The sequence below is a fragment of the Nonomuraea terrae genome, assembly GCF_004348995.1.
Taxonomy (GTDB): Bacteria; Actinomycetota; Actinomycetes; order Streptosporangiales; family Streptosporangiaceae; genus Nonomuraea; species Nonomuraea terrae.
This window is the reverse complement of the sequence record NZ_SMKQ01000011.1, coordinates 1-24,561: the sequence shown is the minus strand read 5'-3', so window position 1 is coordinate 24,561 and position 24,561 is coordinate 1. Positions and strand designations below refer to the sequence as shown.

Below are 24,561 nucleotides of genomic sequence, written 5' to 3'. Positions count from 1 at the left end.
GCCGGCGTGCCGGTGTGGCGGTTGAGAGGGATCATCCTGCCGGCCGGCGAGCCGGGCGAGGTCTACGTGGACGGCGACCGGATCACGTTCACGCCGGTCGCCGGCGCCGAGACCGTCGCCGACGGCGGCTATCTCCTGCCGGGCCTCGTCGACGCCCACTGCCATCCGGGCACCTCGGGGATCGGTGAGCCGCTGGACGAGCGGCTGCTGCGCACCCACGGCGAGCAGCTGCGCGCGGCCGGCGTGGCCGCGGTCCGGGTGCCGGGGTCGGCGGGCCGGCTGCCGTCCTGGTTCGGCGCCGATCCCGGTCTTCCGCGGGTGTGGGAGGCCGGTCTGGCCGTCGCCGCGGAGGGAGGCTTCTTCCCCGGCTGGGGCCGGCAGCTCCCGCAGGAACGGATCCCCGCGGCCGCGGTGGAGGAGTCACAAGCCTCGGGCGGCTGGTGCAAGCTCATCGTCGACTGGCTGACCGGCGACGACGGGTACGCCCCCACCATGTCCCCCGAGGTCGTGGCCGCGGCGACGCGGGCGGTCCGGCAGGCCGGCGGCCGGGTGGCGGCGCACACCCAGCACGCCGGCGGCGGCACCGCCGCGGTGCTGGCCGGCGTCGACTCCGTCGAGCACGGCATGCACCTGCCGGAGCACCTGCTGGCCACCATGGCCGCTCAGGGCACGGCGCTGGTCCCCACCGCGACGGCCTTCGCGCAGCTCGCGCCACTGATGGCCGATCCGCAGGTGCCGGCGGGCACGCGTACGTGGTTCGGCGAGGGATGGCGGCGGCATCCCGGCCTGGCCCGCGCCGCGTACGAGGCCGGGGTGACCGTCCTGGCGGGCACCGACCTGCCGCCGGGTCACCTCACCGACGAGATCCGGTGGCTGGCGGAGGCCGGCCTGCCCGGTGACGTCGCCGTCGGCGCGGCGTCGTGGACGGCCCGCGCGTGGCTCGGCCTGCCGGGCATCGAGGAAGGCGCGCCCGCCGACATCCTCGCCTTCGCCACCGACCCCCGCCGCCGGCTCGACGTCCTGGACCGGCCGAGCCGCGTCATCGTGCGCGGCCGCCTGGTCCGCTGACCGAACCGGTACGCACTCCCCTGCCCACTCCGGCCGCGCTCAGCACTCTCCTTCCGAGGTCCGCGACGGGACGCGCCAGTTCTGGAACCGGCAGGAGAACTGACGGCTCCAGAACGATCTCAGTTCTGGGGGGTGAGAGGTGCGGGCATGCCGTCGGTGAACAGTCGGGAGTCGACCTCGTCCAAGGCGACGCGTAGTGCGCCGAGGGCGACGCTGTCCGCGCCCAGATGGGACGCCCTGATCTCGGGGACGCGCAGGCAGAGGCGGCGCAGCTCCCGCTCCAGGGGGTCGATGAGGAGGTCGGCGGAACGGGAGTAGCCGCCGCCGAGGATGACGACCTGCGGGTCGAGGGTCAGCACGAGGGCCGCCGCCCCCACGGCCAGGTCTTTGACATAGCGGCGGAGCGCGGTTCTGGCGTCGCGGTCGCCTTCGCGGGCGCGTTCGAAGACCCAGGCGGCCTTGTCGTTCGGGTGGATGCCCTCGGGCACCCCGGGACAGTTCTCGATGTGGGAGGGGGCGGAGAGCCAGCGGACCGCCTTGAGTGCGCCGATCTCCCCGGCCGCTCCGCCGTAGCCGCGTCGCAGGGTGCCGTCGAGGATGAGACCGGCGCCGGTCCGCATGCCCGCCAGCAGGTAGACGATGTCGTCGGCGTCCTGCGCGGCACCCTGCCAGCGTTCGGCGACGGCGGCGAGCTTGCAGTCGTTCTCGACCAGGATCGGGCAGCTGAAGCGGGCCGCGAGGTGCTCGGCGGGAGAGACGCTCGCCCAGCCCGGCAGCGGGGTGAACAGCGTGGTGCGGCCGGTGGCGTCGACCGGGCCGGTCACCCCGACCGTCACCGCCCAGATCTGGTCGGGCCGCATACCGGCGGCTGACAGGCACTGGGAGATGGCGGTGTCGACGGCCTCCAGCCGTGCGGCCGGGGCCGCGTCCGGGTCGACCGGCAGCCGGTGGCTGCGCAGCACCTGTCCTTCGAGGTCGGCGAGGAGGACCAGGATCTTGTGGCCGCCGACGTCGACGCCGAGCACGTGTCCTGCGCCGGCGTTGAAGCGGTAGCGGCGAGCCGGGCGGCCGACGCTGCTGCCGTCGGGTTCGACGACCTGCACCCACCCGTCGGTGACCAGCCCGCGGACCACGACGTCGGTCCCCGGACGGGACAGGCCGGTGCGTGCGGCGAGCTCGGTGACGGTGGCAGGTGGCTGACCACGCATCGCCCGGACGATGCTGAGCGAGTTGAGTTCGCGCAGCTTGCTGACATCGGCTCCGGCCGCCTCGGGCACCGCTTACCCCCCAATTATGCTTCGTTGAAGCGAAATTCTAGCGGTCCCCTCACGAGATCGGGTACTGCTGCCCCGCGTCGAGCGCGGCGGTGAAGTCGACCGTGCGGCCGTCGATGGCGAAACTGTATCGGCCTTCCTGGCGGATCTCGGGCTGCTCGCCGAGGTAGGCGGCCATGCGCTCGAGTTCGTCCGGGCTGAGCCAGGACGGCGGGTCGGAGACGGCCTTGAACCCGCAGATCGCGGCCAGGTCCTGCAACCAGCTCGTCTGGGTCTCGGTGAGCAGGTTGAGGCGGCTGCGGAAGTACACGACGTCGGGGTCGACCTGAAGGAGACGCGACTGCCACAGCCGGTGCAGCGTGTTCACGACGGCGTTGTAGGCCATCGCGTCCGAGGGGTCGTCGCTGGCGTAGTTGGTCCACAGCGGGGCGACGTCGGGGCCGCTGCGCAGCCCGTCGACCAGTCCGAGCGAGGGCAGCAGCAGGCCTCCGCTGCCGAGCAGGTAGACCTCCGGACCCGCGACGCGCCGGATCAGGGCGAGCGCGTCCCGGTACGCCTGCTCGCGAGGTGCCCCGGAGTGCCGGACGCCGGGGACGGCGCCGGCGTTGATGAAGTCGATCTTGAGGTAGCTGAAGCCCCATTCGTGCACGACGCGGTTGATCAGCCGGGTGAGATGCTCCTGGACGCCGGGGTGGGTGAGGTCCAGGGCCCAGTAGGAGGTGCCCCAGTTGTGGCCGGCGACGACGGGCTGCCCGTCTGCGCCGCGCAGGAGGAACTCGGGGTGTTCGCGGGCCGTCGCCGACGTGGGCAGCACGATGAACGGCGCCAGCCAGAGGCCCGGGTTCATCCCGATGGCGATGATCCGTTCGGTCAGGGCCCGCATGCCGGAGGGGAACTTGTCGTTGGGCTCCCAGTCTCCGACCGCCAGCTCCCAGCCGTCGTCGATCTGGACGACGTCGAACGGCAGGCCGGCCAGTTCGTCGATGTCCTTGTTCAGCACCTGTTCGGTGATGCCTTCGTAGTAGGCGTACCAGGTGCACCACACGTTGCCCGCGCGCCGGTCGCTGCTGCCCAGCCGCTCGGCCAGCTGCTCGGCGTACTGGGCGAAGACCTCCTGCTCGGGACCGTAGGCGAGGAACCAGGGGGCCCCGTCGTCCTCGCACCAGCCGGCGAGGGTGTCGTGGTCGGCGGCCAGCCGCGGGGTGCCCAGCCCGAGAGAGCCCAGCAGCAGCACGCGGCCGTCGGCGCCCTGCAGCGCGGCCAGGGCCGAGGAGTGATGACGGGCCGGGTCGTCCCAGACGGTGTCGTCGGCGGTCAGGCGCCGTTCGGGGCCGGCGATCCGCAAGGGGGGCTCGCTGAGGCGGCGCCATCCGCAGGGGCTCCAGGAGTTCTGGCCGTGGCGGTAGAACAGGGCGTCGGCGAGGCCGTGCAGGATCGCGACCCGGCCCGGCGGCAGGATCAGACCGCCGGCGACGGGCGTCGGGGGCTCGGAACCGGTCAGCTCGACCGCGAAGTCGCGGCCGGCCAGGTTGACGAGCAGGGGCATGGTTCTCCTTCGAGCAGCGGTGACCGTCCGGCGGGATGCTCAGCGTGGATCCCGCCGAACGGGGCAGATGATGGAACGGTCAGCCGAACAGGGCGTTGACCTGCTGATTGGCTTTCGTCAGGGCCTCAGCGGGCTCGATCTGACCGAGGATGACCGACTGCAGGGCGTCCTGCACGATCTGGCTGATCTCGGTGCCGTGCTCGGTGATCGGCAGGAGGAACGTGCCCTCGGGAGTCTTGGTGTAATCGACGTACACCTGCACGTCACGGCCCTTGGCCAGGTGCGCGGCCAGCGCCTTCTCGGTCGAGGTCTTGATCGCGGGGAAGACCACGGCGTTACCGGCGACCAGGTCCTGGCAGTCGGCCGACCCGAGGTACTTCACCCACTTCCACGCGGCGTCCTTGTTCTCGGTGCCCGCCCAGATCGCGTCCGACAGGCCGTTGATGGCGCTCTTGCGGACGCCGACCGGGCCGACGGGCAGCGGTGCGAGCGCGAACTTCTGCTTGGCGCCGTCACCCAGGTAGGTGTTGATGGTCCAGGAGCCCGCGATCGTCAGCGCGGCCTTCCCCGAGTTCATCACCGCGTCGATGCCGAGCGTCGACTGCGTCTCGAACGGGGCCGCGTATCCCTTGTCTGTCAGGGCCTTGTACCAGCTGATGGTCTCGATCAGTTTGGGGTCGTCGTACTTGTACTGGGTGCCCCACGGGTTCTTGTCCAGGTAGGTGAAGCCGTTGGCGGCGGCCAGCTCGCCCCATCCGTTCTGGCCCTGGGAGCCGTCGTTCCATTCCGGCTGGTATCCGTAGACCGCGACGTTGTCCTTGTCGAAGGCCGGGTCCAGGCCGTTGCGGCCCTGCTCGTCGGTGGTGAGCCTGGCGATGACCTCCTCGAAGGTGCCGCCGTCGGTGGGGTTCCAGGTGAGGTCGGCCAGCTCCTCGGGCTTGACGCCGGCCTTCTCGAGCATCTCGCTGTTGTAGACGATCGCCTCGGTGTCCCAGTCCTTGGGCAGGCCGTACCGGCGGCCGTCCTTGGTCCAGAGCTCCGCCAGCCCCTCCTGGTACTGGCTCAGGTCGATCTTGTCGGCGTCGACGTAGGGCTGGATGTCGAGGATCTGCTGGCTGGACACGAACTGCGGGTAGTACGACACCTGGTTGGTCCACACGTCCGGGGCTCCGCCGGCGGCCAGCTGCGTGGTCAGGTTCTGCCAGTACTGCGCCCAGGCCGTCTGAGTGATCTTGACGGTGATGTTCGGGTTCGTTTTGTGGAAGGCATCGGCGCAGGCCTGGTAGGAGGCCTGCTGGTTGTCGTCCCACAGCCAGTAGTCGAGCGTGACCTGGCCGTCCGCCGCCTCGCCGGTCTCCGAGCCGCTGCACGCGGTGAGCGCGGTGCCCGCCAGCAGCCCGCACAGCAGCGCCGCGCCGATCCGCTTCCTGTTGATCATCGAGGTGCCTCTTCCTGGGGGGAGTGGGCCGAGGGCCGCGAAAAGTCCCTCTTGCCTTGTTCGCTCTATCGAATAATGATGTGGCTCATCGAAAATTTGTCAAGGCTAGCTCATAAGTGCCTTGACGGACGTCATGTGGAGGCTTCGATGGTCCACTCTCCGATGAAGCGGAACGCCCGGCTGGCGATCGTCACCGTCCTGGCCGCGGTCGTGGCGGCGGCGCTGCCCGCCACCGGCTCGACCGCGGCCACACAGCCGGGCTGGCGGCCCCTGGCGGCGGCGGAGGCTCCGGACGCCAATCCGCTGAAGGGCTTCATCCCGTACGCGGGCGCCTATACGACGTTCCCGCACTCGATGGAGTGGTTCTACCTGCCGCTGAACGCGGTGATGACCGGTCCCCACCGGTTCGACTGGCGGCCCCTGGAAGAGCAGCTGAACACGATCGCCGCCCGAGGCCACCAGGCGGCGTTCCGGTTCTATCTGGACTATCCGAGCAAGCCCAGCGGCATCCCGCAGTTCCTGCTCGACCAGGGCCTGATGACCCGCCCGTACGACGACTTCGGCAACAACGGGCAGAGCGTGTCGCCCGACTACGACGACCCGAACCTGGTCGCCGCGCTCGACCGGTTCATCGCCGCGCTCGGCCGGCGCTACGACGGAGATCCGCGGGTGGGGTTCGTCCAGCTCGGCCTGCTGGGCTTCTGGGGCGAGTGGCACACCTGGCCGTACAACGGCGACGGAACGGAGAACTGGTTCGCGTCCCCGGCCCAGCAGCTCAGGATGCTGAACGCGTACGACGCGGCCTTCGACGAGACCAGGCTCATGGTCCGCTACCCCGGCGCCGACAACAAGGCGCACGACCTGGGTTACCACGACGATTCCTTCGCCTACTCCACCCTGCCCGGACCCGGCTGGCACTTCATGGACCTGATGCGGCAGGCCGGGACCACCGACAAGTGGAAGAGCAACACGGTCGCCGGCGAGTTGCGGCCCGAGCTGCAGGGCTGCCTCTTCAACACGCCGATGGACTGTGCCGGTGACGGGGACAAGGACTTCGCCACCAGCGTCGCCCAGACCCACGCCACCTGGCTGCTCAACCACTACGCCTTCAGCCCCGGCTACACGGGCGCCGCCTACGGCAACGCTCTGGCCGCAGCGAAGTCACTGGGCTACGAGCTGCAGGTCACCGCCGTGAGGAGCGAGGCCCGGCACCGCGGCCTCGACCTCGCCGTCCGGATCAGGAACGACGGCGTCGCCCCGTTCGCCTACGACTGGCCACTGCAGGTGGCCGCCGTCGGCAGCGACGGCCGGATCGCCCGGGCCTGGACGACCTCGTGGCGGCTGACCGGCATCATGCCCGGCGTCCCGGCCGAGCTCAGCGCCGCCCTGTCCACCGAGGACCTGCGGAAGGGCGACTACACGCTGGTGCTGCGGGCCGCCAACCCCCTGCGGCACGGCATGCCGCTGCGCTTCGCCAACGCCGGCCAGGACACCACCGTTTCCGGCTGGCTCACGCTGGGCCGGACCAGGATCTCCTGACCTCGGCCCCGACGGAATCACCGGCGGGCTGGCACCCGTAACCGACCCCGGGCCGGTCACCGGTCCGGGGTCTCGTGCCGTTCACTTCATGCCGGAGAAGTTCATGGACTGCACCAGCCGCCTGCCGAGGAAGACGAGCAGGAGGAGCACCGGCAGGATGGACAACACCGATCCGGCCATGAGCCCGCTCCAGTCCGGTGCCCGGTTCGGGGACTGCTGGAGGAACACGCCCAGGCCGACCGTGAGGACACGGGTGCTCTCGCCCTTCCCGACCAGCAACGGCCACAGATAGTCCTTCCAGCTCCACACGATGGTGGTCAGCCCGATGGTGATCAGCGGACCCCGGCTCATCGGGAGCACGATCCTCCAGAACATCCCCCACCGGCTGATGCCCTCGAGTGTCGCGGCCTCCTCCACGTCCCTGGGGATGGACAGGAAGAACTGGCGCAGGAAGAACACCGCGAACGGGGTCATCAACAGGCTGGGCAGGACCATGCCAGGAATGGTGTTGAGGATCCCCAGCTGCTTGACGAGGACGAAGTTCGGCAGGAGCGTGAAGATCGGCGGCACCATCAGCGCGGCCACGACGATTCCGAACACCAGGTCCCTGCCCGGGAAGCGCAGCCGGGCGAAGGCGTAGCCGGCCATGGCGCAGCAGAAGGTCTGTACGGCGGCGATCAGTCCGCTGTAGACGAGCGAGTTGATCGTGTACCGCAGGAAGTCGATCTGCGCGCCCGACCCGCCGGCGGCTCTGGCCTGTTCGGCGTCGACCAGGCCCAGGATCCGGGCGAAGTTGATCAATGTGGGGTTCTGGGGCCACAGCCCGGTCGAGTCGCTGTAGAGGTCGGCCGCGGGAGTGAGGGCCGTACGGACCATCCAGTAGAAGGGGAAGATGGTGAGCACGACCGCGGCGATGAGGGCGAACCAGGTGACGCCTCTGCCGATCTTCAATCCGGAGAACATCAGAAGGCTCCTTAACCCAGGTCCGAGCGCGACGCGCGCAGCATCCGCATCTGGACGGCAGTCAGCACGCCGAGGATGACCACGAGGACCATCGCCACAGCGGCGGCGTATCCCATGTGGAAGTAGGTGAAGGCCTGCTGGTAGATGTAGTAGTAAATGACGCGGGTCTCCGGAATGGGCGGTTTGCCGCCGTACACGACCGCGACCGTGTCGAAGATCTGGAACGAGCCGATCAGCGACACCACCAGCACCAGCGCCAGGATCGGCCGCAGGAGCGGCAGGGTGATCGATCGGAACATCCGCAGCTCGCCGGCGCCGTCGATCGCCGCACCCTCGTACAGATGTTGCGGTATCTGCAGCATCCCGGCGTAGAGCAGCAGCGCGGTGTAGCCGGTGTAGGCCCAGCTGTTGACCAGAGCCACCAGCGGCATCGCCCAGGTCGGGGAGTTGAACGACAGGGTCGTGTCGAGTCCGGCGAGGTCGAGGAGGTGGTTGACGAATCCGAGGTCGGGATCCAACAGCCACGCCCATAACAGGCCGATCGTCACGTTGGGCACCAGCCACGGCACCAGGAGCGCCGCACGCAGCACGATCGACCGGGTCAGCCGGTGCATCAACGCCGCCAGGCCCAGTGCCACCACCGTCTGCGAGACGATGTTCACGACCACGTAGTAGCCCGTGACCTTCAGCGCGTTCCAGAACTGATCGTCGGTGATGAGCTTCTTGTAGTTGTCGGCGCCCACGTACGACGGATCGTTGAGCAGGCTGTAGTCGGTGAACGAGTACCACACGCCGCGGACCGTCGGGTAGGCGTAGAAGACGAGGAAGCCGACGATCACCGGCAGCAGGAACAACCACCCGACGAGCCGATCGTCCCGCCGCTTCCGTGGGCCGCCGCGGCGGCCGGGAAGCCCCGCACGCCGGCCGGCCCCAGCATCGAGTCGTGGCTCAACCGCGTGCATGCGCGCTCCTTATCGACAGCCACTCACCGGCGTTCCACGGCCGGCCATCGGTTAATAATGATGCGGGCTAGCGATATTTTGTCAAGAGCTAATCATATATACGGCTGGCCAGGAGCGCGCGTCCGCCCGTGCGGGGGTCGGAAGGTGGCGATTTGCTGAGCGGAATCCATGCAGCCGGCGTTCATTGCCGAAGATCCGCCGGCGTGCCGTCGGCATGCTGGACTGCCGGCGTGAGTCGGTCAATGACGAACGGCGGGCTCGCGCCCCGGGGTCAGTGGTCTCAGAGGCCGGCTGGTGGGGCGGCGGCCGCGCTCACGTAGGCGATCGGGCCGCCGGCCAGGGATTCGAGGCGCTTGCCGAGAAGGAGTTCGGCGATGCGCAGGTCGTCGGCTGTGCCGGCCGTGATCATGTTGACGGACGTGTCGAGGTCGCTGATGTAGCCGGCGAGTCTGGCGTCGAAACGATGACGGACCCGGCCATTGTCGGTCAGTTTGGTGTCCCAGTCGCTCAGCCCCGTCAGTACGGCGACGACGAAACCGCCGAGTGTCACCGTGAGAACCCCGGCCTGGGCGATCTTCTCCGGTCTGCCCATCCACCATCCGCGCAGCGCCTCCAACAGGTCCGCGGATGGCAGATCAGCGTGAAAGCCGATGAAGGAGCGATCTTCTTGTGGGACAGGCTTCGCCACGTCGACGCGTAACACTGCCATCGTGGTGCTGCCCGTTGCGGTGGGCAGCAGGCGATGTAGCGCCACAGCGGAGCGAGCCTGGATTCGTTGCGCCACATCCGTAGGGATGAGCACTTTGCCGCCGGATTGACCGGCCGCAGGAAGCAGACCCGCAGCCGTGATCTTCCGCAGAGCGTCGTAGGAGAGGTTGAGGTGGGCGGCGGCTTGCCGCAGGGTGAGGGGCATGGGCTCGTGAGGCCCTCTCTTCGGTCAGCTGCGTTCGGACGTCCGAAGTTGATCAGGTGAACGTGCGAGTTGTCCAGAAAAGGGCGCTCACGAGCTCGGCGTGCCGCCGTGGCCGGAGCGTGGATCGACACCACGGGCGAGCCCGGCTGGTTGATCGTCAGGTCCCGGCCGCCGTTGCGATAGATGCCAACCCGCGAGTCTCGGTCCGGCCGTCCACCATCCACGCCGTTCGGGGCCGGGGCGACGGCGGCGCCGGATCGGATGGCCGGAACGGCGAGCGCAAGCCCGGCGGCGGTGAGCGCTTCAGTCAGAGCCGTCTTCAAGTCCGGCGGTTCGGCCCTGTTGCGTTCCTGCCGGGAGCCGTACCGGCTGTCGGTGGGCTCGGGCGCGTACCGGGCCAGGCCCTGACGTGCGTCCGCTCGATCGTGGCCGTGCCTGGCCGCCGTCTCGGCGAGGTGTTCGAGCGGGCGCGCGGCTCCCTCGACCACGGACGCGTACAGCGCCCCCGGTGGCTGTCATAAATCTGCCACAGCACCGCCACCGGCAGGTCGACCAGCTGCGGCGGCGTCCGCACGCCGAACAGGTCGACCATCGGCGCGAACGGCACGATCGAGAACGCCGGCATCACCATGATCACCGGCGCCAGGAAACAGAGCATCCGGTCGAGGGTGCGCGGGAAGCGGTCCTCCTTGTCGAGTCATGAGCATTCGGCTGCCCGCACGAGCTCATACGAGGATTCGGCGCGCGCTTTCGGAAAAGGCCGCCAGAAGTGTTTCCTCTCTAGCCGATGAGGGCCTCGGTGATCTGGCGGGTGGTCTGCGCGGCCACCCGGGCGTCGGTGGCGGCGTAGGCGGTGTAGGCGTTCAGACCGGTGGCCAGGGCCCAGCCGCGGCCGCGCGTCCAGGTCGCCTCGTCCACGCCGAGCGCGGCCCGGAAGACGGCGCGGCTGCCGGCCGACATCAGGGTGAACGCGATGACCAGGTCGCAGGCCGGGTCGCCGGCGCCGAGCCCGCCGAAGTCGATGACCGCGCTCAGGCGGCCGCCGACGGTCAGCAGGTTGCCGGTGTGGAAGTCGCCGTGGAACCAGACCGCAGGGCGGTCCCATTCCGGGGCGCCCAGCGCCGTGTCCCACAACTGGGTCATGGCCGCCCTGTCGAACACGCCGCCGACCCGCGCGATGGCGGCCCGCGTCGCGCGATCGCGGTCGGCGAGCGGCCGGCCGGCGAGCCCCGCGGGCGCGTCCCCGAACCGCTGCAGGGCGGTCAGGAACTCCGCCAGCTCGACGGCGGCCGCGGAGGAGCCGCCCAGCGCCTCGACGGTCACCACCTCGCCGTCCAGCCAGCGGGACACCGCCCAGTGCCAGGGGTAACCGAAGGCCGGCCGGCCCACGTCCACCGGCACCGGGATGGCCAGGGGCAGGTGCGGGGCGAGCCGGGGCAGCCACTCGAGCTCCTTCCTGGCCTGCCCGATCGCCCCGGCGTGGCGGGGCAGCCGGACGGACAGCTCGTCGCCGAGCCGATAGATCACGTGGTCGGAGCCGGCGGGGTCGACGAGCCGCAGCGGCAACCCGGCCCACTGCGGGAACTGCGTGTCGACCAGCCGCCTGACCAGTGCGGCGGTGATCACCGGGCGGGTGTCGGTGGTCGTCAACAGAGCGCCTCCTGCGATCGGTCCGCTGCCACGGCGGACGGCCGCGACCTATCACAGTGCGCCGCGGACCCGCCTGTCCACGGGTTTTCCACGGCGCAGGGGCCGCACCGCCCAGGCCAGCCCGGCCGTGACCAGCGCCGCCGCCACCAGCAGGGCGCTGACCCACAGCGGCGAGCGATATCCCAGCCCGGCGGCGAGGGCGAGGCCGCCGACGGCGGGGCCGGCCGCCGCGCCCACGTTGAAGGCCGCGGTCGCGAACGAGCCGCCGAGCGAGGGCGCCTCCGGCGCCGCGTACATCACCCGCGCGATCAGGGTCGAGCCGACCGCGAACGACAGGGTGCCCTGGACGAAGACGAGCACGAACACGGCGGCGGGGCTGCCCGCCGTGGTCGTGAAGAGCCCCCATCCGGCGAGCAACGCGACCCCGCCGGGAACCAGGACCCACATCGGCCGCGCGTCGGACAGGCGCCCGCCGACGGTCACCCCGGCGAACGCCCCGAGGCCGAACAGCGCCAGCATCACCGGCACCCACCCTTCGGAGAACCCGCCGACCTCGGTGACCACCGGCGCCAGGTAGGTGAAGGCGCAGAAGGTGGCGGCGTTCACCAGCGCGGCGACCAGCAGCACCACCAGCAGGCGCGGGCGGCGCAGCGCCCGCAGCTCGTGCCGGGCGCTGGGACGGGCGGCGCCGGCGGAGGTCGTGGCGGGCACGGACCGCAGCACGGCGAGGACGGCCGGCAGGCAGATCAGGGCGACGGCCCAGAACGCCGCCCGCCAGCCGTACGCCTGGCCGAGCACGGCGCCGGCGGGCACACCCGCGACGCAGGCGAGCGTGGTGCCCGTGAGCAGGACGGAGGTCGCCCGTCCCTTGGCGTCCGGCGCGACCATGCCGGTCGCCGCCGCGAGCCCCACGGCGAGGAAACCGGCGTTGGCCAGCGCCCCGAGCACCCTGGTCGCCAGGAGCACGGAGAAGTCGGTGGTGACCGCGCCGATGACGTGCACGACCACGAACGCGGTCAGGAAGACGAGCAGCGCCCGGCGGCGCGGCCAGCGCAGGCTGAGGACCGCCATGAGCGGTGCTCCGACGATCATTCCCACGGCGAAGGCGGACGTCAGCGCGCCGGCGGCCGAAAGGGACACGTTCAGTTCAGCGGCGATATCCGGAATGAGCCCGGAAAGCATGAATTCAGAGGTCGCCTGGGCGAATACCGCCAGTCCGAGGACGTAGATGGCGAAAGGCATGAGCGGACAACTCCAGAGCCGTCGATGTGAAACGGCAGCACGTGCGGAAATCGGGCGCACGCCGGCGCTGCCGTGTGCAGGAGACCCGGCTCTACGCCACCCGCGGGGTGGCGGAGTCACGGGGAAGAATCAGTCCGTACGACGGTGATCCGGCGGCGGGCACGGCGGCAGATGGCGCGCCTCAGCGACGGCGCGTCCGCGTGACACCTCGACAGGCCACCGGAGACCGGTGGCTAGCGTCTTGACGCCTCAGGACTGGACACGGGCGACACCCTAGTGAAAGCCCTCGGGACCCGTCCACCGGATTAGAGCCCGGCGGCCCGCCGGGGAAGGACGCCTGCGGCCCCGCGTGACCGAAGACGTGCCGTGCGTGGCCAAAGGCGTAAGGCCGTACATCGTTCTGTGTACGGCCGTATTCGCCCCAGGTGAGGAGGTCGCCGGGCGCGCCGGCCGGGAGGCTGTGAAGTGTGACGAAACGCATCGACGCTCTCGACGTGCTCCGAGGTGTGGCGATCTTGGGCACGCTCGCCTCCAACATCTGGATCTTCACCGAACCGAACGGCCCGGCCGGCTTCTTGGCGCTCGGCGGCGGCGTCGTGGAGAGGTTCCTGCTGTTCCTGTCCAACGGCAAGTTCCTCGGCCTGCTGACGTTACTCTTCGGCATCGGCCTGGAACTGCAGTACCGCAGCGCCGTACGCAAGGGCCTGAGGTGGCCCGGCAGGTATCTGTGGCGGGCCACCCTGCTGTTCGTCGAGGGCGCCCTGCACTACGTCCTGATCTTCGAGTTCGACGTGCTCATGGGGTACGCGATCACGTCGGTGATCGTGGCGTACCTGATCGGCAGGAGCGACCGCGTGGTCAGGGCCTGGATGATCGGCGCGGGCGCCCTGCACGTCCTGCTGGTGACGCTGCTGACCGCGGCCCTGCTGGCCGGCGGCGGCGCGGTCAGCGGCACCGCGACCAGCCTCTACACCGAGGGCAGCTGGCCCGACCAGGTCGCCGCCCGCCTGCAGAACCTGGCCGTCTACCGGTCGGAGCTGATCCTCATCATCCCGATGGGGACCGTGCTGTTCCTGCTCGGCGCCCGCCTCCTGCGGGCCGGCGTCTTCGACGAACGCGGGGCGGCCCTGCGCAGGCGGCTGACCTTCCTCGGGCTCGGCGTCGCCGCGCCGCTGAACCTGGTCACGACCTTCGCCGGCCCCGCCTGGTTCGCCGTCGACCGCTACGTCCTGCCGCCCCTGGTCGCCCTCGGCCTGCTCGGGCTGATCACCTCGATCGTGCTCGGCCTGCGCGGCGAGCCGGGCCCGGTCCGCACGGCCGTCACGAACGTCGGCCGCACGGCCCTGTCCTGCTACGTCCTGCAGAACCTGATCGCCAGTGCGCTCTGCTACGGCTGGGGCCTGGGCCTGGCGGCCCAGCTCGACTGGCTGCGCCCCTGGTGGGTGCCGGTCGCGTGGGCGGCCATCTGCCTGCTGTTCGCGGCGCTGGCCTCGCTGTGGCTGCGCCGCTTCCAGCGCGGCCCGCTCGAACTGGCCTGGCAGTGGGCCTACCAGGCGCCGCTCCCCTCGGGCGCGGTCCGCTGACGTCAGTCCTCGCCGGGCTTCCAGTGGAACAGGTACGACATCGCGAACCCGAGCAACCCGGTCAGCCCCGCGGCGACGGTCATCGCCATGCCGAGCGCCGAGACGGCGCCCGACACCAGACCGGGGCTGCCGGCGACCAGGCCCACCGCCTGCACGAGCACGACGACCACGCCCAGCACCAGGAAGACGACGACGCCGGTCTTGAACGCGGCCATGGTGAGGCGTTCCAGCATGGAAGGCTCCTCTCAGATCGGCAGCACGCCGGTCGCGACCAGCACGCCGATGACCAGGGTCGGGATGACGAACCAGAGGATCAGCCGGCCGAACGTCCTGGCCGGGTCCACCTGGGCGATGCCGCTGGCGATGTAGATCGGGGCCGCGCCGGGCGGTGACGCGCCCTCGGTGGAGGCGAAGATCATGATGGCGGTGGCCGCGGCGGCGGGCGCCATCCCGGCGGCCGTGAGCGCGCTGAAGGCCACCCCGCCGACGGCGGCGATCGTGGCCGTGCCGGTCAGCGGCGCGGCGATGACGACGAGCAGCAGGCCGACGAGCGTCGCGATGACGAAAGCGGGCGCGTCGAGGCCGTTCATGATCGCGGTCAGCTGGTCGACCAGGCCCAGCTCGCCCAGACTGGCGGCGGCGGCGAAGGCGAAGAAGAGCGTGGCGCCGATGACGGCGTACCGGGGCGCCATGTCGCCGAGCAGCTCGCTCCAGCCGCGGGCGGTGCGCGGCAGCCGCTTCCACGCGACCGCGAACGTGGCCAGCACGGTCAGCACGGGGATCCACACGACGATGCTGACGTCACCGGCGGCCTCGCCGACGCGTGACTCCATCAGCGCCACCCCGAAGTCCAGGGTCATCAGCACCGGCACGAGGATGCCCGCGTACACCAGCAGCGACGTCCACCCCTCCCGCAGCGCGACCCGCAGCGGGACGAGGTCGGAGGCGTCGGTCGCGGCGATCTTGTGCCGCCGCACCCACAAGAACACCACGAGGAACCGGTACGCCACCGTCCACAGGCCGCCGACGAGCGCGGGCACGAAGAGCTGGTCGGCGGTCAGCACCGGCGCGACGGCGGCCGAGCCGAGCAGCAGGAACATCGACGAGCTGGGCGGGATCGAGATGCCCAGCCCGGCGTTGCCGGCCACGAGCGAGGCGGCCAGGTCGGGGCGCCAGTTCGAGCGGGTCATCCACGGGATCGTCACCGACCCGACCGACGCGGCGATGCCGGATCCGGACCCGGCCGGGCCGCCGAGCAGCGCGGCGGCGGAGGTGGAGACGTAGCCGGCGCCGCCGCGCAGCCGGCCGAAGATCGAGTTCAGCACGGTGACCTGCTGCTGGATGAGCCCGAGGCGGGTGAGCAGGTAGCCCATGAAGACGAACGCCAGGGCGGCGAAGACGACCTCCTCGGCCAGCGCGTCGGCGATGCCGGCCCACGCCAGCTCGAAGAAGCCGGTGCCACCGAACAGGCACACGCCGGCGAAGCCGATGAGCATCGCCTCACCGATGTTGCGTTTCAGCACTCCGTTCCAGATGACGATGATGGCGATGTAGGCGATGAGCGCCCATACGGCGACTCCCATGGCGAACGACCTCCAAGGGGGGTTGGAGCTGGGGGTGGTCGGGCTCGCGGCGGCGGCTACGCGTCAGAGACGGGCACCTCCGGCGAACCCACCGCCCGGTCGCCCGGACGGCCTTCTTCTCGGTCTCGCACGCGGCCCTCGTCCGCGCCTTCCGCTCGACCTGGGTCCTCGTCCCCGCCTTCCGCTCGCTCTCGCGCGCGATCTTCTGCGCGGGCCGCGGCGGCGGCTTCCGGGGGGTCGGTGAGGCGGCGGGAGAGGGCTAGGGTGCGGCGGGCGCGGGTGACGATCGGGGCGTCCACGAAACGGCCGTCGGGCAGCGCGACCGCGCCGAGCCCCGCCGCCTCCGCCCGTTCGGCGGCCTCGACGACCTCGGCGGCCCTGGCCGCCTCCTCCTCCGACGGCCGGAACGCCCGCCGGATCAGCGGGATCTGCCGCGGATGGATCGCCGTCCTGCCGAACAGGCCGATCGCGCGCCCGGCCCGGCAGGACGCCAGCAGCCCCACCTCGTCCTTGACATTCGGATAGACCGACATGGGCACGGGCGGCAGCCCGGCCGCCGCGGCGGCGAGGACGACCTGGAGCCGCAGGTGGTTCATCGGCTGCTCGTCGGTGATGGCCAGCTCGGCGGCCAGATCCTGCTCGCCCAGCGCCACACCCGCCACGCGCGGGTGCGCGGCGATCTCCCCGGCCGCGACGATCCCCGCCGCCGACTCCAGCAGCGCGTACGCGGGCGCGCCGGTGACCGCGTCGAGCGCGGCCGCCGACTCGACCTTCGGCAGCCGTACGGCGTCGGCCAGCTCACCGACGGCGGCCAGGTCGTCGCGCCCGCGCGCGGTGGCCAGGTCGTTGACCCGGACGTGCACCTGGCCGGCCGTCCTGGGCCGCGACCGCAGGTAGGCGACGGCGTTATCGCGGGCCTCGTCCTTCTTGGCGGGCGCGACGGCGTCCTCCAGATCCAGGATCACCACGTCGGCGCCGGACGCCACCGCCTTGGCGAACCGCTCAGGACGGTCCCCCGGCACGTACAGCCAGGTGACAGGAAGCCACGTCACGCGATCACCCCTTCCGAGCGCAGCACGGCGATGCGCTCCTCCGGGTAGTCCAGCTCCGCGAGCACCTCGTCGGTGTCGCGGCCGACCGGGCGGCCCGGCCAGCGGATCTCGCCGGGCGTGTCCGACAGGCGGAAGCAGACGTTCTGCATGGTGAGCGAGCCGAGCTCCTCGTCGGGTACCTCGACGAACGTGCCGAGCGCGGCGTACTGCGGGTCCTCGGCGATGTCCGTGACGTCGTAGATGGGCGCGACGGCGGCCTGTGCCTCCTCGAAGCGGGCGACGACCTCGTCGGCGTCCCGCTCGGCGATCCACGACGCGACGGCCTCGTCCAGCTCGTCCACGTGCTGCACCCGGCCGTGACCGGTGGCGAACCACGGCTGCTCGACCAGGTCGGGCCGGCCGACCAGGGTGACCACGCGCTCGGCGATGGGCTGCGCGCTGGTGGAGATCGCCAGCCAGCGCCCGTCGCGGGTGCGGTAGGTGTTGCGCGGCGCGTTGCTGCTGGAACGGTTGCCCGTCCGCTGAGGCACGGCCCCGAGCGCCTTGTACGCGCTCATCTGCGGCCCGAGCAGCCCCAGGATCGGCTCGATGATGGCCATGTCGATCACCTGGCCGCGACCGGTCCGCTCGCGGGCGTGCAACGCCACCATGATCGCGTACGCCATGGCCAGGCCGGCGATGCCGTCGGCGAGGGCCAGCGGGGGCAGCGTGGGCGGGCCGTCGGGCTGCCCGGTCATGGCGGCGAACCCGCTCATGGCCTCGGCCAGCGTGCCGAAGCCGGGCTGCTTCGCCATCGGCCCGAACTGCCCGAACCCGGTCATCCGCGCCACGATCAGCCGCGGGTTGAGCTCCAGGAGGTCCTCGGGGGCGAGGTTCCAGCGTTCCAGGGTGCCGGGCCGGAAGTTCTCGATCAGCACGTCGGACCGCTGCGCGAGGCGGCGCAGGATCTCCTGGCCGTCGCCGTGCGACAGGTCCACGGCGGCGGCGCGCTTGTTGCGGGACAGCGTCTTCCACCACAGGCCCACGCCGTTCACCGAGGCGCCGTGGCCGCGCGACGGGTCGCCACGCCGGGGGTGCTCGATCTTGATCACGTCGGCGCCGAAGTCGCCCAGCATCATCGCGGCGGAGGGGCCGGCGAACAGCGTCGCCGCGTCGATGACCCGCAGGTCGGCGAGGCTCGTCATGGGTATGTAACTTATAAGAAATAAGTCATAGGTCAACAGATCGGCCTAAATCAGCGACACTTGGGGGCATGTCATCCAGCGAGCCGCGGCCGCCCATGAGCAAGGCCGAATACGTCTACACCGTGCTCCTGGAGGAGATCCGCAGCTCACGGATCCCCGGCGGCACGGCGCTGCGCGCCGGCGAGGTGGCCAAGCGCCTCGGGGTGTCGGTGACGCCGGTCCGCGAGGCGCTGCGGAGGCTGGAGAAGGATCGGCTGATCAGCTACGAGGCCCACCACGGCGCGACCGTGGTCGACCTCGGCGACGAGGCGCTGGCCGAGTACTACGGGCTGCGCGCCGTGGTCGAGGGGCTGGGGGCGCGGCTGGCGGCGTCCCGGATCACCGCCGCGGAGCTGGCGGAGCTGCGGGAGCTGCACGCCGCGATGGCGGAGGACGCCGTCCGCGGCAGGAACGAGCGGCTCGGCGAGCAGAGCAGGCGCTTCCACCTGCGCATCGTCGACATCGGCGGCCCCGCCTTCCTGGGCGAGCACGCCCGCTCGGTGCGCAACAGCTTCCCGGTGCCCGCCGAGGCGTCGTTGTGGCTCGACGAGACCCAGGTGAGGATCCAGCTCGACGCGCACGAGGGCATCCTGGCCGCCCTGGAGGCGGGCGACGGCGAGCGCGCGGAACGCATCATGATCGAGCACGTCCGCAACGCCGGCGACTACCGCCAGCGTCACTGACAGGGACGTACGTCACGTTCGCCGATGACAAAAATCAGCGTTTACACCCTGTCTATTGCACGGGGGTGGCCCGTGGTGCACGATGGCCACCTCTAGGCGTCTGACGTCGTGGAACACGTCGATCGGAAGGGGCTGACACTGTGGCGGACACGTGGGTCCTGCATCCCGACTACCGGACTCCCCGGGTCCCCGCAGACTCCTCCGTCGCCCCCGGGCCGTGGCGCCACCCCGACGGCGGCCAGGTCATGAACGGCACCTACGAGCGCGCCCTGCCCGACCGCCAGGTCGAGGTCGTGACCATCTGGTACGGCTACCCGCTCAGCCGCTGGCGCGGCCCCTGCATGCCGCGTTTCTCCAGCCCGATGGTGTCGGCGTGGAACCCGGTCCTGGCCCAGGGCCTGACCCTCGACCCGGCCGCGCCGTCCCCCTACCGCGACGAGCTGTGGTGCGACCGCTGGATCGCCGAGGCGCTGCTCTACGGGCGCAAGCCGTACGGCACGTTCACGCTGCCCGCCGAGCAGGCGCTGCGCTGGTTCGCCAAGTGCGGCGGCACGAACCTCGTCTACCACGCGCGCGTCGAGGGCGAGCTGGTGCGGGTCGTGGCCGGCACCTCCGAGCGGTACGGGCAGCTGTTCGACCTCGACGCGCTGATCGCCGACTACCGGGAGTCGCTGCCGCGCGAGCTGGCCGAGCCGGAGACGGCCGCCCTGGCCGCCCACCGCTCCCTGTCCCCCGCGCTGCACTACGTGCTGCCCGAGGAGGGCGAGGAGCGCTTCGAACGGGCCCCGCTGTCGGTCCGCGGTCTCACGCTGGGCTACCCTCCCCGTGAGACGGCCGCCCGCATCGTCACGGCGTCCGGCCAGTGACGACCCCGACCCGAGGTGCCCCATGACGTCTTCCCCGGTCAAGGGGATCCTGTTCGACCTCGACGGCACCCTGCTCGACCACCGGGGCGCCGCCGACGCCGCGATCGTGGCCTGGGTCGAGGCCCGCGCGCCCGGCCACCCGCGCCTGGCCGAGACGGCCGCGCTGTGGGAGGCGATGGAGGGCCCGTACCTCGCGATGTGGCAGGCGGGCCGGTGCACGGTGCAGGAGCAGCGCCGCCTGCGGGTGACCGCCCTGTGCCGGGAGCTGGGCCTGGCCGTCCCCGCCGACCTCGACGCGGCGTTCGACGACTTCGCCGGGCGCTACCGGCGGGGCTGGGCGGCCTTCCCCGACGCGGCGCAGGCGGTGGCGGGACTGCGCGGGTTCGCGCTCGGGGTGCTGACGAACGGCGCCCAGCGCATGCAGGAGGCGAAGGTCCGCGCGATCGGCCTGGAGGGGCAGGTCGGCCCGGTGCTGACGGGCGAGGTGCTCGGCGGTTTCAAGCCCGTGCCCGCCGCCTACACCGGGGCCGCCGCCGCGCTCGGGCTGGCGCCGGAGGAGGTGCTGCTGGTCGGCGACGACGTGCGCAACGACGTGACGGCCCCGGCGGCGACCGGGATGCGCTCGGTCTGGCTGGACCGGCTGGGCGCCGAGCCGGCGCCCGCCGGGTTCCCGCGCATCACCTCGTTGTCGGAGCTGTCCGGCCTGCTCGGCGCCGCGTCAGTGTGGGGCCACCTCGGCGAGCGCGGACGACGTTAAGTCGAACCCGCCCACGTGCGCCAGGTAGTCGCCCGTGGCCAGCGGGTCTCCCAGGTAGACGCCGCCGGCCGCGCGCACGAGCAGCGCCCCGGCGGCCACGTCCCACGGGTTGGAGCGGGTGCCGTACGCGGCGTCGGACCAGCCGGCGGCGACGTGGGCGAGCTTGAGCGCGGCGCTGCCCGGCTTGCGCACGGCGGCGAACGACGCCAGGAAACGGCCGTAGCGCTGGAGCGCGGCCTCGCCGTCGGCGTCGAGGTCGCGCGGTGTGGGGTAGCTCGACAGCAGCATGGCCTCACGGTCGCGGGTGGCTCCGGCGCTGCGCAGCGGCGTGCCGTTGCACCAGGCGCCGTCGGGGGTGGCGGTGAACTCGTCGTCGCGTACGGGGTCGTAAACGACTCCCGCCACCAGCTCCCCGCGGACGGCGGCGGCGATGGAGACGCAGAAGAACGGCAGGCCGGCGGCGAAGTTGGCGGTGCCGTCGATGGGGTCGACGTACCAGACGATGTCGCCGGCGCCGGTAGTGCCGCCCTCCTCGCCGATGATCGTGCTGCCCGGCGCGCGGGAGGCGATGACGGTGCGGATGGTCTCCTCGGCGGCCCGGTCGTGCTCGGTCACGGGGTCGTGGAAGTCGCGCTTGGTGGCCACGCCGGGCCGGGATCTGAAGGCCTTGCGCAGACGGGGGCCGACGGCCCTGGCGGCCTCGGTGGCGGTGTCGAGCAGATGCGTCGCGTCCATGCCCTCTCCCCTACCTCCCGGGCGCGCGCCGCACACCCGGTCGGCGCGTTTGTCTGGACATTCTGACCTGAGTTAGGCTGATCAGCATGACCGCCAATCTCGCCATCGACCTGGATCGATCCAGTCCCGTGCCGCTCTACTTCCAGGTGGCCGAGCAGATCGCCGAGGCCATCCGGCGAGGCGACCTGGCGCCGGGCTCGCGGCTCGACAACGAGATCCTGCTGGCCGACAAACTCGGCCTGTCGCGGCCCACGATCCGCCAGGCGATCCAGTACCTCGTCGACAAGGGCCTGCTGGTCCGCAAACGCGGCGTCGGCACGCAGGTGGTGCACGGCCAGGTCAAGCGCTCGGTCGAGCTGACCAGCCTCTACGACGACCTGCGCCGGGCCGGCCAGGAGCCGGCCACGCAGGTGCTGAGGCTGGAGCCGCGCCCGGTGGAGGAGGAGGTCGCCGGCATCCTCGGCGTGGAGTCCGGTTCCGAGGTTCTCTACCTAGAGCGGGTGCGCTTCGCGGCGGGCGAGCCGCTGGCGGTTCTGCACAACTGGCTGCCGGTGGGGCTGGCCGCGCTCACGGCCGCCGATCTGGAGGGCCGCGGCCTGTACGAGCTGCTGCGCTCGGCGGGCGTGCGGATGCGCGTGGCCAACCAGCGCATCGGCGCGCGGGCCGCCACGCAGGCGGAGGCCCGGCTGCTGGAGGAGCGCCGGGGCGCTCCGCTGCTGACGATGATCCGCACCACCTACGACGACCAGGGCCGGGCGGTCGAGCACGGCTCCCACGTCTACCGGGCCTCCCACTACTCCCTGGAGGTCACGCTCATCGAGCGCTGAGCCCTCAGCGTTCGCTGTCGAGCTCGCCCATGGCCGCCTCGGGGTAGCGGCCGCCGGCGGCCGCTACCCGGCGGCACTGCGGCCTCGATCGCGGCCAGATCGTCGCCAGTCAGGGTCACCCGCAGGGCGTCCGCCGGAGAAGCGCGGGCTGAAGCCGCGGAAGTCGCCCGACGCCGCCGACCGCTCCTTGCTCCAGTGGCCGCTGATCAGCCCCCTGGACAGCACGCCGTACGCGGTCACGGCGACGCCGAGCTCGCGGCAGACGGGCAGGATCTCCCGCTCGATGCCCCGCGACAACAGGGAGTACTCGAGCTGCACGTCGGCGATGGGGTGGACGGCGCGGGCACGCCGGATGGTCGTGGCCCCGGCTTCCGACAGGCGGGCGGCCGTCGTAGCCCAGCCAGTTGCCGTCGTGGTCGCGCTGGGCGCCGAACTTCACCCTGATCACCACCTCAGGCGACATACGGTGAATTACGTTCTCTTTACGTACTTGACCCAGACCTTGGCAACACACCCGCCGGACACCTAGGGTGCAGTGCAATGCCACGCATTACTGGGATGCACGGCCACGGTCCCCCACATCATCGAGCAGCTCCGCGCGGCCGGCAACGTCGCCGACCTGAGGTGCCCGCTGGAGCAGGATCCGCCGCCGTACCGGGGGCCGCTACCCCTTCCTCGACACCGATCTGTACAAGACCCTCGAAGGGCTGGCGTACGAGCTCGGCGAGGGCGAGGAAGGGCCGCGGGAGTTCTACGAGGAGGTCGTCGGCCTCCTGGAACGCGTCCAGGCCGACGACGGCTACCTCAACTCCTCCTTCCAGGACCCGGCCGGCCCCAAGAAGCCGTGGGAGGACCTGGCCTGGGGCACGAGCTGTACCACCTCGGCCACCTCGTGCAGGCCGCCGTCGCGGCCTCCCGCCGGCTGGGCGACGACCGGCTGCTGCGCGTGGCCCGGCGCTTCGCGGACCTGGTGGTGGAGCGGTTCGCGGAGTCGGGGCTGTGCGGCCATCCCGAGGCGGAGACGGCGCTGGTCGAGCTGACAGGGAGACGGGCGAGCGCAGATCATCGACCTGCTGCGGCGGCTGCAGCGCGAAAGCGGCTTCAGCTACGTGTTCATCGCGCACGACCTGGCCGTGGTGCGCCAGATCGCGGAGCGGGTCGCGGTGATGAGCAAGGGCAGAATCGTCGAACGCGGCCCCACCGGGCAGGTCTTCGGCGACCCACAGGATGATTACACGCGCACGCTGCCGGCGGCCATCCCCCGCATCGACCCGGAGGGGGACCGCCGCAGGAGGGAGAAAGCTTGATCACCGCGACCTACACGATCCCCGGGATGCGGATGCGTGACCACGTCGAGCAGGTGCCGCTCGACTGGTCCGACCCTGGGGAGACCATCACGGTGTTCGCCCGCGAGGTGGTCGACCCCGCCCGCGACGGCGAGGACCTGCCGTGCCTGCTCTACCTGCAGGGCGGCCCCGGCGGCAAGAGCCCCCGGCCGCTCGACCGGTCGGGCTGGCTGGGGCGGGCGCTGGAGACGTACCGGGTGATCCTGCTCGACCAGCGCGGCACGGGCCGCAGCTCGCGCATCGACGGGCGGGCGATGAGCGCGCTCGGCGCCAAGGAGGGCGCCGACTATCTCGCGCGCTTCCTGGCGGACTCGATCGTCGCCGACGCCGAGCACCTGCGCAAGACGATCTTCGGTGGGCGGCGCTGGTCCACGCTCGGGCAGAGCTACGGCGGCTTCCTCACGCTGCGCTACCTGTCGGCCGCGCCGGAGGGGCTGACCGCCTGCTACGTCACCGGCGGCCTGCCTTCGCTCGACCCGGACGCCGAGGAGGTCTACCGGCGCACCTACCCGCGGGTCGCGGCCAAGAACGCCGCGTTCTACCGCCGCTACCCGCAACACGCCGAGACGGCGGGGACGCTGGCCGACCGGCTGGCCGAGGGTGACGTCCTGCTGCCCGACGGCGACGTGCTCACCGTGCGGCGGCTGCAGTCGCTCGGCATAGACTTCGGCATGAAGCCGGGCTACGAGCGCATGCACTGGCTGCTCGACGAGGCCGTGCCGGACGATCGCGGCGAGCTGCCCGAGACGTTCCTGCACCAGGTGCTGGCCCGCTCGTCGTACGCCGACAACCCGCTGTTCGCCGCGCTGCAGGAGAGCATCTACGGCTCGGGGCCGGGCGCGACGGCCTGGGCGGCGCAGCGCGAGCGCGCCCGTCACCCGGCCTTCGCCGAGGACGCGCGGCCGCTGCTGTTCACCGGGGAGATGATCTACCCCTGGATGTTCGAGGAGATCCGGGCGCTGCGCCCGTTCCGCGCGGCCGTCGAGCTGCTCGCCGAGCGGGCGGAGTGGCCGCCGCTGTACGACCTGGACCGCCTGGCGGCCAACGAGGCGCCGGTGGCCGCCGCCGTCTACTTCGACGACATGTACGTCGACGCCGGCCTGCAGCTCGACACCGCCGCCCGAGTGGGCAACACGCAGGTCTGGGTCACCAACGAGTGGGAGCACGACGGCATCGGCGACGACCGGGTCTTCACCCGGCTGACCGGCCTCGTGCGTGAGATGGGAGGAGGAATCACCGGTGAGTGACGGCAAACTGCCCAGGTTGTCGGAGATCCCCGCGTTCGCCGAGTACATCGCCCAGGGGTGGGAC

At 71.4% G+C, this 24,561-nt stretch carries 25 protein-coding genes; 9 read left to right on the top strand and 16 right to left on the bottom strand.

All coding sequences use genetic code 11. The features are described 5' to 3' along the window. Positions 1 to 21: 21 nt before the first annotated feature. Positions 22 to 1,068, top strand: a complete 1,047-nt coding sequence (locus E1286_RS06525) for an amidohydrolase family protein (protein ID WP_223189620.1) — start codon at positions 22 to 24, stop codon at positions 1,066 to 1,068. Between the two features lie 119 nt (positions 1,069 to 1,187). Here E1286_RS06525 and E1286_RS06520 read toward each other — a convergent pair whose 3' ends face one another. The 3 genes from E1286_RS06520 to E1286_RS06510 form a co-directional block, all read right to left on the bottom strand. After that, a complete protein-coding gene (locus tag E1286_RS06520) occupies positions 1,188 to 2,345 on the bottom strand; it encodes an ROK family transcriptional regulator (protein ID WP_223189618.1) in 1,158 nt (385 codons plus the stop codon). Between the two features lie 49 nt (positions 2,346 to 2,394). Continuing rightward, the gene (locus E1286_RS06515; RefSeq protein WP_132609708.1) at positions 2,395 to 3,888 is read right to left on the bottom strand and encodes a glycoside hydrolase family 36 protein; all 1,494 of its coding nucleotides are present in this window, start codon (positions 3,886 to 3,888) and stop codon (positions 2,395 to 2,397) included. Between the two features lie 79 nt (positions 3,889 to 3,967). Continuing rightward, a complete protein-coding gene (locus E1286_RS06510; RefSeq protein ID WP_132609706.1) occupies positions 3,968 to 5,326 on the bottom strand; it encodes an ABC transporter substrate-binding protein in 1,359 nt (452 codons plus the stop codon). A gap of 147 nt (positions 5,327 to 5,473) precedes the next feature. Between E1286_RS06510 and E1286_RS06505 the strand changes: the two genes are divergently transcribed. Further along, entirely contained in the window at positions 5,474 to 6,865 is a 1,392-nt protein-coding gene (locus tag E1286_RS06505; protein WP_132609704.1) for a DUF4832 domain-containing protein, read from the top strand. An 81-nt stretch (positions 6,866 to 6,946) separates the two neighbouring features. On the opposite strand, the gene E1286_RS06500 is transcribed toward E1286_RS06505, so the two are convergent. The 6 genes from E1286_RS06500 to E1286_RS06475 form a co-directional block, all read right to left on the bottom strand. Next, positions 6,947 to 7,828, bottom strand: coding sequence for a carbohydrate ABC transporter permease (locus E1286_RS06500; protein WP_132609702.1), 882 nt, complete (start codon positions 7,826 to 7,828; stop codon positions 6,947 to 6,949). 11 nt (positions 7,829 to 7,839) lie between these two features. Next, complete coding sequence (locus E1286_RS06495) at positions 7,840 to 8,790, bottom strand: carbohydrate ABC transporter permease (RefSeq protein WP_132609700.1); 951 nt, start codon at positions 8,788 to 8,790, stop codon at positions 7,840 to 7,842. 280 nt (positions 8,791 to 9,070) lie between these two features. Beyond that, entirely contained in the window at positions 9,071 to 9,703 is a 633-nt protein-coding gene (locus E1286_RS49065) for a helix-turn-helix domain-containing protein (protein WP_223189616.1), read from the bottom strand. Between the two features lie 319 nt (positions 9,704 to 10,022). Beyond that, positions 10,023 to 10,361 carry a hypothetical protein gene (locus tag E1286_RS48785; RefSeq protein ID WP_187368126.1) on the bottom strand — a complete coding sequence of 113 codons (339 nt, stop codon included), beginning with the start codon at positions 10,359 to 10,361 and terminating at the stop codon, positions 10,023 to 10,025. Between the two features lie 122 nt (positions 10,362 to 10,483). Further along, positions 10,484 to 11,353 carry an aminoglycoside phosphotransferase family protein gene (locus E1286_RS06480; RefSeq protein ID WP_246074515.1) on the bottom strand — a complete coding sequence of 290 codons (870 nt, stop codon included), beginning with the start codon at positions 11,351 to 11,353 and terminating at the stop codon, positions 10,484 to 10,486. A gap of 51 nt (positions 11,354 to 11,404) precedes the next feature. After that, on the bottom strand, positions 11,405 to 12,595 hold the full coding sequence (locus E1286_RS06475) for a Cmx/CmrA family chloramphenicol efflux MFS transporter (RefSeq protein WP_132609696.1): 1,191 nt from the start codon (positions 12,593 to 12,595) through the stop codon (positions 11,405 to 11,407). 467 nt (positions 12,596 to 13,062) lie between these two features. Between E1286_RS06475 and E1286_RS06470 the strand changes: the two genes are divergently transcribed. Then, positions 13,063 to 14,178 (top strand): DUF418 domain-containing protein, encoded by a 1,116-nt coding sequence (locus E1286_RS06470; RefSeq protein WP_246074513.1) that lies wholly within the window; start codon positions 13,063 to 13,065, stop codon positions 14,176 to 14,178. 2 nt (positions 14,179 to 14,180) lie between these two features. Here the strand turns inward: E1286_RS06470 and E1286_RS06465 are convergent, their stop codons facing one another. From E1286_RS06465 to E1286_RS06450, 4 genes are read right to left on the bottom strand one after another with little or no spacing between them, the layout of a single operon-like run. Continuing rightward, entirely contained in the window at positions 14,181 to 14,411 is a 231-nt protein-coding gene (locus E1286_RS06465; protein WP_132609694.1) for a hypothetical protein, read from the bottom strand. A 12-nt stretch (positions 14,412 to 14,423) separates the two neighbouring features. Further along, on the bottom strand, positions 14,424 to 15,761 hold the full coding sequence (locus E1286_RS06460; RefSeq protein ID WP_132609692.1) for a TRAP transporter large permease subunit: 1,338 nt from the start codon (positions 15,759 to 15,761) through the stop codon (positions 14,424 to 14,426). Between the two features lie 56 nt (positions 15,762 to 15,817). Further along, on the bottom strand, positions 15,818 to 16,813 hold the full coding sequence (locus tag E1286_RS06455; RefSeq protein WP_246074511.1) for an HpcH/HpaI aldolase/citrate lyase family protein: 996 nt from the start codon (positions 16,811 to 16,813) through the stop codon (positions 15,818 to 15,820). Next, positions 16,810 to 17,997 carry a CaiB/BaiF CoA transferase family protein gene (locus E1286_RS06450; protein ID WP_132609690.1) on the bottom strand — a complete coding sequence of 396 codons (1,188 nt, stop codon included), beginning with the start codon at positions 17,995 to 17,997 and terminating at the stop codon, positions 16,810 to 16,812. Before E1286_RS06450 ends, E1286_RS06455 begins: the two co-directional genes overlap by 4 nt. A gap of 68 nt (positions 17,998 to 18,065) precedes the next feature. Between E1286_RS06450 and E1286_RS06445 the strand changes: the two genes are divergently transcribed. The 3 genes from E1286_RS06445 (at position 18,066) to E1286_RS06435 (ending at position 20,342) form a co-directional block, all read left to right on the top strand. Next, complete coding sequence (locus E1286_RS06445) at positions 18,066 to 18,719, top strand: GntR family transcriptional regulator (RefSeq protein ID WP_246074508.1); 654 nt, start codon at positions 18,066 to 18,068, stop codon at positions 18,717 to 18,719. A 140-nt stretch (positions 18,720 to 18,859) separates the two neighbouring features. Then, positions 18,860 to 19,585, top strand: a complete 726-nt coding sequence (locus E1286_RS06440; protein WP_132609688.1) for a hypothetical protein — start codon at positions 18,860 to 18,862, stop codon at positions 19,583 to 19,585. A gap of 22 nt (positions 19,586 to 19,607) precedes the next feature. Then, positions 19,608 to 20,342 (top strand): HAD family hydrolase, encoded by a 735-nt coding sequence (locus E1286_RS06435; protein ID WP_132609686.1) that lies wholly within the window; start codon positions 19,608 to 19,610, stop codon positions 20,340 to 20,342. Here the strand turns inward: E1286_RS06435 and E1286_RS06430 are convergent. Further along, the gene (locus tag E1286_RS06430; protein ID WP_132609684.1) at positions 20,304 to 21,077 is read right to left on the bottom strand and encodes an inositol monophosphatase family protein; all 774 of its coding nucleotides are present in this window, start codon (positions 21,075 to 21,077) and stop codon (positions 20,304 to 20,306) included. The two genes, E1286_RS06435 and E1286_RS06430, sit on opposite strands and share 39 nt — an antisense overlap. 86 nt (positions 21,078 to 21,163) lie before the next feature. Here E1286_RS06430 and E1286_RS06425 point away from each other — a divergent pair, with 86 nt between their 5' ends. Then, positions 21,164 to 21,904 (top strand): GntR family transcriptional regulator, encoded by a 741-nt coding sequence (locus E1286_RS06425; protein WP_132609682.1) that lies wholly within the window; start codon positions 21,164 to 21,166, stop codon positions 21,902 to 21,904. Between the two features lie 63 nt (positions 21,905 to 21,967). Here E1286_RS06425 and E1286_RS49950 read toward each other — a convergent pair whose 3' ends face one another. Both E1286_RS49950 and E1286_RS49945 read right to left on the bottom strand, forming a co-directional pair. Next, positions 21,968 to 22,222, bottom strand: coding sequence for an aldo/keto reductase (locus E1286_RS49950; protein WP_246074506.1), 255 nt, complete (start codon positions 22,220 to 22,222; stop codon positions 21,968 to 21,970). A 481-nt stretch (positions 22,223 to 22,703) separates the two neighbouring features. Further along, positions 22,704 to 22,913, bottom strand: coding sequence for a hypothetical protein (locus tag E1286_RS49945; RefSeq protein ID WP_246074504.1), 210 nt, complete (start codon positions 22,911 to 22,913; stop codon positions 22,704 to 22,706). Here E1286_RS49945 and E1286_RS51895 point away from each other — a divergent pair. Continuing rightward, complete coding sequence (locus E1286_RS51895; RefSeq protein ID WP_425464739.1) at positions 22,827 to 23,135, top strand: hypothetical protein; 309 nt, start codon at positions 22,827 to 22,829, stop codon at positions 23,133 to 23,135. The genes E1286_RS49945 and E1286_RS51895 overlap by 87 nt on opposite strands. 72 nt (positions 23,136 to 23,207) lie before the next feature. Further along, positions 23,208 to 24,497 carry an alpha/beta fold hydrolase gene (locus E1286_RS06410; RefSeq protein ID WP_132609680.1) on the top strand — a complete coding sequence of 430 codons (1,290 nt, stop codon included), beginning with the start codon at positions 23,208 to 23,210 and terminating at the stop codon, positions 24,495 to 24,497. Positions 24,498 to 24,561: the final 64 nt, after the last annotated feature.

Coding starts and splice junctions, on each gene's coding strand:
- E1286_RS06515 (WP_132609708.1), bottom strand. CDS start 3,888: ATGCCCCTGCTCGTCAACCTGGCCGGCCGCGACTTCGCGGTCGAGCTG.
- E1286_RS06510 (WP_132609706.1), bottom strand. CDS start 5,326: ATGATCAACAGGAAGCGGATCGGCGCGGCGCTGCTGTGCGGGCTGCTG.
- E1286_RS06505 (WP_132609704.1), top strand. CDS start 5,474: ATGGTCCACTCTCCGATGAAGCGGAACGCCCGGCTGGCGATCGTCACC.
- E1286_RS06500 (WP_132609702.1), bottom strand. CDS start 7,828: ATGTTCTCCGGATTGAAGATCGGCAGAGGCGTCACCTGGTTCGCCCTC.
- E1286_RS06495 (WP_132609700.1), bottom strand. CDS start 8,790: ATGCACGCGGTTGAGCCACGACTCGATGCTGGGGCCGGCCGGCGTGCG.
- E1286_RS49065 (WP_223189616.1), bottom strand. CDS start 9,703: ATGCCCCTCACCCTGCGGCAAGCCGCCGCCCACCTCAACCTCTCCTAC.
- E1286_RS48785 (WP_187368126.1), bottom strand. CDS start 10,361: ATGCTCTGTTTCCTGGCGCCGGTGATCATGGTGATGCCGGCGTTCTCG.
- E1286_RS06475 (WP_132609696.1), bottom strand. CDS start 12,595: ATGCCTTTCGCCATCTACGTCCTCGGACTGGCGGTATTCGCCCAGGCG.
- E1286_RS06465 (WP_132609694.1), bottom strand. CDS start 14,411: ATGCTGGAACGCCTCACCATGGCCGCGTTCAAGACCGGCGTCGTCGTC.
- E1286_RS06460 (WP_132609692.1), bottom strand. CDS start 15,761: ATGGGAGTCGCCGTATGGGCGCTCATCGCCTACATCGCCATCATCGTC.
- E1286_RS06450 (WP_132609690.1), bottom strand. CDS start 17,997: ATGACGAGCCTCGCCGACCTGCGGGTCATCGACGCGGCGACGCTGTTC.
- E1286_RS06445 (WP_246074508.1), top strand. CDS start 18,066: ATGTCATCCAGCGAGCCGCGGCCGCCCATGAGCAAGGCCGAATACGTC.
- E1286_RS06435 (WP_132609686.1), top strand. CDS start 19,608: ATGACGTCTTCCCCGGTCAAGGGGATCCTGTTCGACCTCGACGGCACC.
- E1286_RS06430 (WP_132609684.1), bottom strand. CDS start 21,077: ATGGACGCGACGCATCTGCTCGACACCGCCACCGAGGCCGCCAGGGCC.
- E1286_RS06425 (WP_132609682.1), top strand. CDS start 21,164: ATGACCGCCAATCTCGCCATCGACCTGGATCGATCCAGTCCCGTGCCG.
- E1286_RS49945 (WP_246074504.1), bottom strand. CDS start 22,913: ATGGCCGCACAGCCCCGACTCCGCGAACCGCTCCACCACCAGGTCCGC.